The 9,233-nt window shown below is 35.4% G+C and carries 2 protein-coding genes; both read left to right on the top strand.

What is annotated here, in order from left to right; translation table 11 throughout:
• Nucleotides 1–2,259: non-ribosomal peptide synthetase (locus EAE91_RS10785; protein ID WP_214088501.1), on the top strand; the 2,259-nt coding region annotated here is incomplete at its 5' end.
• 201 nt (nucleotides 2,260–2,460) lie between these two features.
• The gene (locus EAE91_RS10780; RefSeq protein ID WP_214088500.1) at nucleotides 2,461–9,186 is read left to right on the top strand and encodes a non-ribosomal peptide synthetase; all 6,726 of its coding nucleotides are present in this window, start codon (nucleotides 2,461–2,463) and stop codon (nucleotides 9,184–9,186) included.
• The last annotated feature ends 47 nt before the right edge of the window (nucleotides 9,187–9,233 follow it).

Here is a 9,233-nt window from a genome sequence, read left to right as displayed (position 1 = left end):
CAGAGCCGGCAGGCTGAGTACACGGAATACGGTTATCTGGGGTTGAGTGAAATCCGGCGGCAGAGTGAGGTCTCGGGTGAGCAGGGGTTGTTTGAGAGTCTGCTGGTGTATGAGAATTATCCGGTAGATGAACGAAATGAACAGATTGAAGAGGCTCTATCAATCAAAGGTCTCCATAGTTATATGGAAACTAATTATAAAATAACGTTACAAATAGTTCCTGAGGAGGAACTGGAAATAAAAATAAAGTATTTCGCCGATGTTATTGATGAAGTCTATGTTAAGGATATGCTTATCGGGATGTATGAGTTATTGATTAAAATGTCATACTTTAGCAGTGATACATCATACCGGCAGTTAACGATGTTTTCTGAAAAAGATCATAAAAATCGACTAGCTATAATTTATGGGGAAAATTATGTTCATGAAGTAGGTATAGGTATTCATGAGCTCTTTGAAAAACAGGTGTATAAAACACCAGAGAAGAAAGCAATTGTTTGTGGACAAACTTCCATAAGTTATGTTGAGTTAAACACTAAAGCTAACTTTCTCTCAAGTAACCTAATGAAAATTGGGATAGCTAAAGATGATAGGGTAGCTATTTACATGGAGAAATCCATCGATTTTGTGATAAGTATTTTGGCTGTATTAAAAAGTGGTGCATCATATATTCCTATTGATGCTAATACCCCTCTCCAACGTATTAAATATATTATAGAAGACTCAAGACCAAAAGCTTTTATTTCTAAAGGAAATGAATTAGATGAATTACATAAGTTTAATTTAAATCTTAATAAATTAGATATTGATAAGGTCTTCTATTCTTATCGTGGAGACTTTGATGCGTATAGATATAAAAGTAAAAATATATTTTCAAAATGTTCTCATATAATTTATACATCAGGTACTACAGCGGAACCTAAGGGAGTTATGGGAACGCACGAGTCTGTTATAAACAGGATCACATGGATGAATAGACGTTTTCCTGTGTCAAAAAACAGAAGTGCATGCCATATAACTGATTTTTCATTTATTAGAGCCGTATGGGAACTTTTTGCTCCATTGTTACATGGTGTTGAACTTCATTTGATTAATGTAAATTATTATCAGTCTCTTGATGATTTTTCGGAATTCTTAGTTAATAAGAATATACAATCAATCATTACAACACCTACGATGTTGGGTGAGATTATACGGATGCCAAAACATGTATTGGATGGATTTAAAAAACTCTCTTATTGGTTTATAAGTGGTGAGAAATTCCGTATGGATATTGCTAATAAAGCCATTAATCTATTTCCAAAAACGTCTTTTGTTAATCTTTATGGTTCGACAGAAAATATGTCGGATGTATGTTTTCATGAATTAGATAATAATATTAAGGATAAGGAAGTACTTATAGGGAAACCGATAGATAATACAGCGGTTGCTATTGTTAATAGAGATTATGAGCTTCTCCCTGTAGGCGCTGTGGGTGAAATATGTGTATCCGGTTGCTCTTTGGCATTGGGTTATTTCCGTGGAGAAAAAAGGCGAGGTGCTAAATTCATAGAAGGTAGACGTAATCTATTTAATGGCGAAAGATTTTATTGCACTGGTGATTATGGTATTTGTAGATATGATGGTAATATAGAATTTATAGGTAGAAAAGATGAATTGATTAAAATTCGGGGATATAGGGTTAGTATAACAGAGATAGAAAATTCTTTTCTATCTCTGAGTTATATTGATTCGATATCCGCATTTTATAATAAAAAGAGTGAGAGAATATCAGCGTATATTATTTTGTCTGATGTTAATGGAAAAGATAGTGATATTTTTTTAAATAGAATAAATGTAGATATTCGTGATTTTATTTCTTCCAGAATATTACCGATAGATATTATCTTTTGTCAGGAAATCCCTAGAACAAGTAATGGGAAATTAGATAAAACTTTATTTGATACTGAGCATTATGTTGCTATAGAGTATGAACCGCAACAACAACCATTGAATTATATAGAACAGTATCTTTATGATATTTGGAGTGATATATTGGAAAGAGAGCCGGGAAATATTCATATGACATTCTTTGAGTCTGGTGGCAATTCTATATCAGCAATGAGAATGATATCGAAAATATATGATGAATTAGGTGTAAAAATTCCCATGAAATCAATATTTGATAATTTTACGGTATATAAGTTAGCAAAGATATTATCCGATAATTTAAAAGAGGAGATAGAAGAAGTATTGAAGGATGAAGAGATTAAAAAATAATTTTAATCATGTTTATATTTTTAAATTGCTGGTGTTTATTTTTAATGACAGGGAAAACTGACTCTTCTTTATAGCCAATTTTATTGTCATCCTTAAACCACCTCCTAGGGAGGTGGTCTTTTACTTTAATTATTTGATAAAAGGAAGAATAATATGAATTGTTCGAGGCGGGCCTCATGTGTTTTGATAGGCAACACTTCTATGGTGATAGAATGTGCAGAACAGTTATTACGTCGAAATGTTGAGATAAAGGCAGTTATTACCGGTGATAATCTTTTATCTACATGGGCTCTTGAATGTGGGATTAGATGTTTTACCACAATAGATGAGTTAGATGATTTAGTGTCTATCGAGCCATGCTCTTGGTTATTTTCAATTATTAATCCGATATTGCTGCCTTTATCTTTGATAAAAAAGTTTCTACATGGGGTATTTAATTACCATGATGCACTTTTGCCTCGTTATGCGGGTTCTTATTCTACTGCATGGGCGGTTCTAAATGGTGAAAAGCAGCATGGAATAACTTGGCATAGCGTTGATGAGGTTATTGATAGGGGGGATATAGCAGTAAGAATAGTGGTAAATGAAGTAAAGGATGATACAACTTTTTCTTTGAATTTAAAATGTTTTCAGGCTGCAATAGAAGGATTTAGTATTTTATTGGATAAGCTTTTAAATAATACATTAGAGTTGATAGCTCAGAATAAGGCAGAAAGAACCTATTATGCTAAGGATTTTAAACCAGTATCATGTGGTTTTCTACTATGGAATTTAAAGGCAAAAGAATTATCAGCTTTAGTGAGATCGATGAATTTTGGCGAGGATAATTATAATCCTATCACTACGCCTAAAATGTTATTGAATAATGACATAGTATATATATCTGAACTTCTGGTAACTACTCAACTTTCTCTTTGTTCTCCGGGAACAGTGCTCAATATTAATGAAAGCGGTATGGTTATCGCGACCAGCGATTATGATGTAATAATTAATAATTTTAGAGATAATTTGGGCAATAAGTTAAGTGCATCGGAGTTTTTTCCTGAAATAGGGAGTGTCTTACTCTTACCTGATATACAGAACTTGAAAGAATTAAATAAACTTTTGAGAGAATTTTCTGTGAGTGAAGGATTTTGGATTGAAAAATTGATTAATTTTAACAGATTAGATTTTCCATTGCTTGGCAAGAATATTGATTTATATAAAGCTAAATATTTTACTTCTGATTGGAATAATACTGATTTTATTAATGAATTTAATTTTCAGGATAAAATTAATCTTATAGTTTCTTCTATTATTGTTTATTTGTATCGAATGTCTGGGCAGCATGATATACAATTAGGAATGATAAATGATTGTTCTGTTGCGTCTCAAGATATCTTTTTAAGTAAAATAGTGTCATCTATTATTCCTGTCAATTTGACTATTAATGAGAATTTTTGTTTTTTTGATGTCATGAAGAAGTTTAATGAAGAAGTTAATAATTTATTAGAAAAAGGAAGCTTCCCTTATGATATTTTTATAAGAAAACCAGAACTTAATCCAATTCATTGGGGAATAATTATTCAGTATGTGACGAATCACTCCCTTAGTATCAATAGCTATCATGATGAACTGTGCACAGGTCTGAATGAAAGTATAATAAAAGGAGGGTGTTTGATTTTTCAGATAAATACAGATACCGGTGAGTTTAGATATTTGTATGATGATATTTTTCTTTATAAAAAGAATTATATGTGTGATTCTATTTTGTTAATATTGAATACTATTGTTGAAAAAGAGAATCTGTTTCAATGTATAAATACAATAGATTTCATGGTTGCTGAGGAGAGAAACCTTTTACTGGAAAGTTGGAATCATGTAGAAGAATATTATCCAAATAATCTTTGTTTGCATCAATTATTTGAAGAACAAGTGATTCGTTATCCTACTGCAATAGCGCTTGTTCATGGTGAAATTGAGCTGACTTATGACACTCTAAATCGTCGGGCTAACCAGTTGGCTCATCGTCTTATCCAGATGGGGGTGACTCCTGATTCTTTGGTTGCACTTTGTGTTGAACGCAGCCCGGCAATGATCATTTCCCTGTTGGGTATTTTGAAAGCCGGGGGAGCTTACCTGCCTATGGAGCTTGACAGTCCACAGCAGCGTCTATGTCAACAGTTAATGGGTGCTTCGCCAATACTACTGCTTACCGATAAGGTAGGTCATCGACGGTTGGAAGGGTATAAGCCTAATGAGTTGCCAGAGCTGGAATTTTCTGTGGTAGAAAATGAGGAGGGGAATTTTAGTGAAGATAATCCAGATCCTTATATAACCAGGGTATGCGAGAAGCATTTAGCTTATGTTATCTATACTTCGGGTTCAACAGGGAAGCCGAAAGGGGTGATGGTTGAACATGCTCAAATTGTTAATATTGTCCACTGGCATATTTTTCGATTTCGATTGGGTTTAGGTAGCCGTAGTGCTATGACGAAAAATCTGTCTTTTGATGCTAGTGCTTGTGATATATGGCCAGTGTTATCCTGTGGTGGAACGTTAGTACTTTCACTCAACCAGCTTGCCAACAATGTACCTGCTTTGCTTGAATGGTTGAACAATCAAGTATTGGATATCGCCGTTTTAGCTAGCCCAATTGCAACTTTGGCGATTGAGGAAGGTAAATTAAATCGTCATTTACGCTATTTGCTAATTGGGGGCGATCGTTTTACGTTCCCTCTTGTATCGCTTCCCTCTCAATTAACGTTGATTAATAGTTATGGCCCGACAGAAACCACGGTATTGGTGACTGCTGGTGAGCTTAGTCACAATGATCATGTTGTTCACATTGGTCGTCCGGTAGCCAATGCACGTATTTATTTATTGAATGAATACAGGGAGCCAGTACCACTGGGTTGTGTCGGGGAAATTTATATTGGTGGTGTTGGGGTGGCAAGAGGTTACCTTAAAAATACTAAACTGACCATAGAGCGTTTTATGGTGGATCCTTTTAGTCCTATATTAGGTGCACGTATGTATCGTAGTGGAGATCTTGCACGCTATCTTCCAGATGGTCGAATTGAATATGTTGGCCGCGATGATCAACAAATAAAATTACGAGGTTACCGGATTGAACTTGGAGAAATTGAAAAAGGACTGAATCAACATTCTGCTATCAGTGATAGTGTTGTTGTGCTCAGGGAAGATATCGTAGGTGATAAACGGTTAGTTGCCTATTTTATTCCTATAAAAGAACAGCAAAAAATGGGGAAAAATTTATTAAACAGGATGTTGCGTAATTTTCTTTCACAAACATTGCCAGACTATATGTTGCCTTCTGCCTATGTGTTGCTGGAATCATTTCCTTTGACTTCTAATGGAAAAATCAACCGGCAAGCTTTGCCTAAACCGGATATAGAGGCGATGCGCTTTATCACTTTTGAGGAACCGAAAGGTGAGGTTGAACAGCGTTTATCGTTACTTTGGTCAGAGCTTTTAGATGTGGCTCAAATTGGACGGCAAGATGATTTTTTTGAAATTGGAGGACATTCGTTGCTTGCTGTACGCTTGCTTAATAGAATTAATCAGTTATTTTGTATTTCTTTAACTCTTGAACGTCTTTATAAACATCGTACTTTGGCTGACCAAGCAGATATGTTAGTCAAATTACAGGGGCAAGAAGATGTGTTAGTGAAACTGCCTCCTGTAGTACGCTTTCCTCGCGTAAATAAATTACCTCTATCCGCTTCTCAGCAGCGGTTGTGGTTTTTAATGCAAATGGATCCGAAGGAATATTCTTATAATGTTCCTCTGCTTTTAGAAATATGTGGTCGGGTTAACATTGAGGCACTACGTATTACATTAGGTAAGCTTTTCGAACGTCACGAAGTATTACGGACAATCTTTTCCGTAGAAAATGGAGAACCTTATATCCAGTTATTACCTGCTGACTCTTGCATACCGTTTACTGAAAGTAATCTTAGTCACCAAAGAAGTATATCTAAGCAGCGATTAAATAAACTGTTTCAGTTTGAAGCTTGTCAATTATTCGATATGGGCCAAGGTCCATTGTTTAGGGGACATTTGTATCGGGTGGATAGTGAAGAAAATTATCTTCTATTAACTTTTCATCATATTATATTCGATGGTTGGTCTGTCAATATTCTGTTAAATGAACTTAATATATTATATCAAGCAGAATGTAATAGTCTGGAGGCACAGTTGCCGGAATTAGATATTCAGTACATCGATTATGCACTTTGGCAATCACTGTGGTTAACCGATGAATATCTTAAAATGCATGCAATGTATTGGCAGGAAAAACTTTCTGGGGTTACTCCATTGCTACCACTTCCGATTGACAGGCCAAGGGCAAAACAACAGAACTTTATGGGTTCAGCTTTACCTATTGAAGTTGGGTCATTACTTTCTTTGCAATTAAAACAATTAAGTCAACGCCATGAGACAACATTATCCACTACTTTGCTTTCGGCCATAGTGATTGTTCTTGCCCGTTTGTCGGGTTTGGATGATGTCATTGTTGCAATTCCAGTTGCTAATCGTGGTAGGTATGAATTGGAGTCGTTAATTGGTTTTTTTGTTAATACGTTAGTATTGCGGATTGATCTCTCGGATGGGCCTGATGGAGCAACATTGCTTGCTCGTGTGAAACAGACTGTACTTGAAGCGCAGGATCACCAAGAGTTACCGTTTGAGAAGATTGTGGAAATTGTTAACCCGCCGCGTAGTATGGCTTATACGCCTTTATATCAAGTTATGTTTTCATGGGAAGAGAATGTTAAACACGAATTTCCTGGATTTAGGATACATACGAAAGAAATTTTTTTAAATAGAGTGAAAACAGACTTAGAGTTTATTTTCAGTGAGAATGAACATGGAATAATTACTGGGCAAATTCGATATGCTTGTGCGGTTTTTGATGTTGATACAATCGAGAGATTTCGCATATATCTGTTAAGTATATTGCAATCTATGGTAGAAGGTATCTACCTCCCTGTTTTTACATATAATATGATTGGGGAAGAGGAGCGAAAACTTTTACTGGAAACGTGGAATCAAACAGAAAAATGTTATCCAAATAATCTCTGTCTGCACCAATTATTTGAAGATCAGGTGATACGTCACCCTGATGCAATAGCACTTGTCTATAATGAGACGGAACTCACCTATGACACTTTAAATCGTCAGTCTAACCAACTGGCTCATTGTCTTATTGAGATGGGTATTATACCTGATTCTCTGGTTGCCCTTTGTGTCAAACGTAGCCCAGCAATGGTTATTTGTTTGTTGGCTGTTCTGAAAGCAGGTGGTGCCTATTTGCCTCTAGATCCTGGTAGTCCGGCACAGCGTCTGTTTCAACAGCTGGAGGATGCTTCGCCAATACTGTTGCTTACTGATGAAGAGGGTCACCGGCGGTTGGATGGGTATAAGCCTAACAAGTTGCCAGAACTGGAACTTTGCACATGGCAAGATAAGTGGGATAATTTTAGTGAAGATAATCCGGATCCTAATGTAACAAGAGTATGTGAAAAGCACTTAGCTTATGTTATCTATACCTCCGGCTCAACAGGCAAGCCCAAAGGAGTGATGGTCGAGCATGTTCAGGTAGTGAGATTGTTTCAGTCAACTTACTCTATTTATAAATTTAACGAAAAGGATATATGGTGCCTTTTTCATTCCTATGCATTTGATTTCTCTGTTTGGGAAATATGGGGGGCTTTGCTTTACGGAGGAAAGCTGATTATTGTTCCAGAACAGTCGGTTAAAGACACGAAGGAATTTTATGAGTTGGTTTGTAGAAAGAGAATTACTATTTTAAATCAAACGCCTAGTGCTTTTGAGCTTTTTATTGATGAGCAGGGAAAAAGAAGATTACCGAATGATTTAAGATATGTTATTTTTGGTGGAGAAGAATTATCTCTATCAATACTTTCTGGGTGGTATTTTGAACCTTCTTCGCCTAAAACACAATTCGTCAATATGTATGGAATTACTGAAATTACTGTGCATGCAACTTATCATATTATTCAGATGTCCGATATAAAATCTTCTTGTAAATTAATAGGGAAACGTTTGAAAGATCTACGTATTTATATATTGGATACTTACCTTAGACCTGTTCCAATCGGTGTGAAAGGAGAGATATATATCGCTGGGCCTGGAGTAGCTCGTGGATATTTAAATAGGCCAGAATTAACACAAGAAAGATTTATACGTAATCCATTTTCATCGACTGATGAGATAATGTATCGCACAGGTGATATAGCTTGTTATTTGAATGATGGAAATATTGAGTACCTTGGTCGTAACGATCGGCAAATACAGTTAAGAGGTTTTCGTATTGAACTAAAAGAAATTGAAACTGTGATAACAGCATTAGAAGGGGTTTTACAAAGTGTTGTTGTTGTTAGAGGAGAAGGCGATAATAAGTATTTATCTGCCTATTTAGTATGTTCTAACGTTTATGTTTGGAGTAAAATAAAAATTAAAGAAAAATTATCTTATACTTTACCAGAGTATATGGTACCAACCACATATACCTTTCTTGATTTCATACCACTTACTATCAATGGAAAAGTAAACTATTCTTTGTTACCAGAGCCAGATCGCAATGACGAATGTAGTTACGTGGCACCAAGTAATATTCTGGAGGTGAAAATATGCCAGTTATTGAGTCAACATTTAAAGTTAGAGCGTGTGGGGATATTTGATGATTTTTTTCAATTGGGGGGTAATTCTATATTAGCTGTCAGATTAGTTGCAGCTATGAACGATTCTTTGAATATGGCTGTCGAGTTGTCTGATATTTTCCTTGGACGCAATGTATTTGGAATTGCTAAAATGCTTCAAAACAGAGAAAAAACCGAGGATAAAATACCGAAAATATTTTTAAGAAATAAAAAGAATAAAGGAGGTTTGATAATTTAAGGCGATTTCGCATAGTAAGTGCAACATAATTATTTGCATTCTCGATT

The organism is Photorhabdus noenieputensis, assembly GCF_018448935.1.
Lineage (GTDB): Bacteria > Pseudomonadota > Gammaproteobacteria > Enterobacterales > Enterobacteriaceae > Photorhabdus > Photorhabdus noenieputensis.
The sequence above is the reverse complement of the archived record's forward strand: the minus strand, read 5'-3'. Positions and strand labels throughout refer to the sequence as shown.